The following is a 2,551-nucleotide window of genomic DNA, read 5'->3' on the forward strand; positions in this document are numbered from 1 at the left end:
ACGACTCAGAGACCGATAGTGAACCAGTACCGTGAGGGAAAGGTGAGAAGCACCCCGGGAGGGGAGTGAAATAGAACCTGAAACCATACGCTTACAAGCGGTCGGAGCCCTTTCGTGGGGTGACGGCGTGCCTTTTGCATAATGAGCCTACGAGTTGCCGTTACTGGCGAGGTTAACCGCATGAATGCGGGGAGCCGGAGCGAAAGCGAGTCTGAATAGGGCGATAGAGTCAGTAGGGGCAGACGCGAAACCTTGTGATCTACCCTTGGCCAGGGTGAAGTTGGGGTAAAGCCCAATGGAGGCCCGAACCGGTAAACGTTGAAAAGTTTTCGGATGAGCTGAGGGTAGGGGTGAAAGGCTAATCAAACTGGGAAATAGCTCGTACTCCCCGAAATGCCTTTAGGGGCAGCGTCGGCAAGGGTTTACAGAGGTAGAGCTACCGATAGGACTAGGGGGCTTCACCGCCTACCAAATCCTGACGAACTCCGAATGCTGTAAAGTTGTGTCGGCAGTGAGGGCATGGGTGCTAAGGTCCGTGTCCGAGAGGGAAAGAACCCAGACCATCGGCTAAGGTCCCCAAGTATAGACTAAGTTGAACAAAGGCGGTACGGCTACTGAGACAGCCAGGATGTTGGCTTGGAAGCAGCCATTCATTTAAAGAGTGCGTAACAGCTCACTGGTCGAGTGGCCGTGCATCTATGATAAACGGGCATCAAGTCTATCACCGAAGCTGTGGATCTGTAAAGATGGTAGGGGAGCATTCTGTTGGCGGAGAACGATTGCTGTGAGGCAATCCGGAGCGAACAGAAAAGCAAATGTAGGCATAAGTAACGATAAAACGGGTGAGAAACCCGTTCACCGTAAGGCTAAGGTTTCCTGTCCAACGTTAATCGGGGCAGGGTTAGTCGGGGGCTAAGGCGAACCCGGGAGGGGTAGTCGATGCACAACAGGTTAATATTCCTGTACCGGTCTACTTAGGTTCAGATGACGGGGATGTATAGTGTCTGCGCGCAGACGGAATTGCGCGTTAAAGTTTTCGGACGAAAGTACAGCGAACCTTCGGGGGGTCTGACAATGGCATGTAAATCCTCCAAGAAAAGTTTGACACCGATGGGAAGACCGCCCGTACCGCAAACCGACACAGGTAGCCGAGGAGAGAATCCTAAGGTGCTCGAGTGAGTCATGGCTAAGGAACTAGGCAAAATGGCCCTGTAACTTCGGGAGAAGGGGCGCTTCCTCTTGTAAGAGAAGCCGCAGTGAAAAGGCCCAGGCGACTGTTTAACAAAAACACATGTCTCTGCAAAAACGAAAGTTGACGTATAGGGACTGACACCTGCCCGGTGCCGGAAGGTTAAGAGGGGATGTCAGCGCAAGCGAAGCATTGAATCGAAGCCCCGGTAAACGGCGGCCGTAACTATAACGGTCCTAAGGTAGCGAAATTCCTTGTCGGGTAAGTTCCGACCTGCACGAATGGTGTAACGATCTGGGCGCTGTCTCAGCCATGAGCTCGGTGAAATTGTAGTAGCGGTGAAGATGCCGCTTACCCGCCACGGGACGGAAAGACCCCGTGCACCTTTACTGCAGCTTTGCATTGCCACCGGGCAAGCGGTGTGTAGGATAGGCGGGAGACTGAGAATCGGTATCGCCAGGTATCGTGGAGTCGACGTTGAAATACCGCCCTCTGCTTGTTTGGTTGCTAACCCTTCGGGGGACAGTGCATGGTGGGTAGTTTGACTGGGGTGGTCGCCTCCAAAAGAGTATCGGAGGCTTCCCAAGGTTCCCTCAGCACGCTTGGTAACCGTGCGTAGAGCGCAATGGCATAAGGGAGCTTGACTGTGAGACTGACAAGTCGATCAGGGACGAAAGTCGGGCATAGTGATCCGGTGGTTCCGCATGGGTGGGCCATCGCTCATAGGATAAAAGGTACGCCGGGGATAACAGGCTGATCTCCCCCAAGAGCTCACATCGACGGGGAGGTTTGGCACCTCGATGTCGGCTCGTCACATCCTGGGGCTGGAGAAGGTCCCAAGGGTTCGGCTGTTCGCCGATTAAAGTGGCACGCGAGCTGGGTTCAGAACGTCGTGAGACAGTTCGGTCCCTATCTGTGGTGGGCGTAGGAAACTTGCGGGGGGCTGTCTTTAGTACGAGAGGACCGAGATGGACAGACCTCTGGTGTACCGGTTGTGCCGCCAGGCGCATCGCCGGGTATCCACGTCTGGAAGAGATAAGCGCTGAAAGCATCTAAGCGCGAAACTCGCCCCAAGATGAGGTTTCCAAGAGGATGGTTAAAGACGATGACCTTGATAGGCTGCAGGTGTAAAGGCAGAAATGTCAAAGCTGAGCAGTACTAATCGTCCGATATCGTATCATAGACTACGACATGTTTTACTCTTTTTTCCCTTGTTTCATCGTGTCAATCGGCACAGTAAAGATATCATGGTGGCTGTAGCACGGGTGTTCACCTCTTCCCATTCCGAACAGAGAAGTTAAGCCCCGTAGCACCAATGGTACTGCCGTAACAGGTGGGAGAGTAGGTCGCCGCCAGTACTTT

Annotated in this window: 2 rRNA genes (1 of these 2 only partly in view); both read left to right on the plus strand. The window is 53.6% G+C overall.

Features of this window, described 5'->3' with window-relative positions:
* Positions 1-2,370, plus strand: a 23S ribosomal RNA gene (locus tag NDK19_RS16780) (it extends 454 nt beyond the left edge of the window).
* Positions 2,371-2,435: 65 nt separating this feature from the next.
* Positions 2,436-2,547 (plus strand): 5S ribosomal RNA (gene rrf / locus NDK19_RS16785).
* The last annotated feature ends 4 nt before the right edge of the window (positions 2,548-2,551 follow it).

The sequence above is a fragment of the Rhodoflexus caldus genome (assembly GCF_021206925.1).
Lineage (GTDB): Bacteria > Bacteroidota > Bacteroidia > Cytophagales > Thermoflexibacteraceae > Rhodoflexus > Rhodoflexus caldus.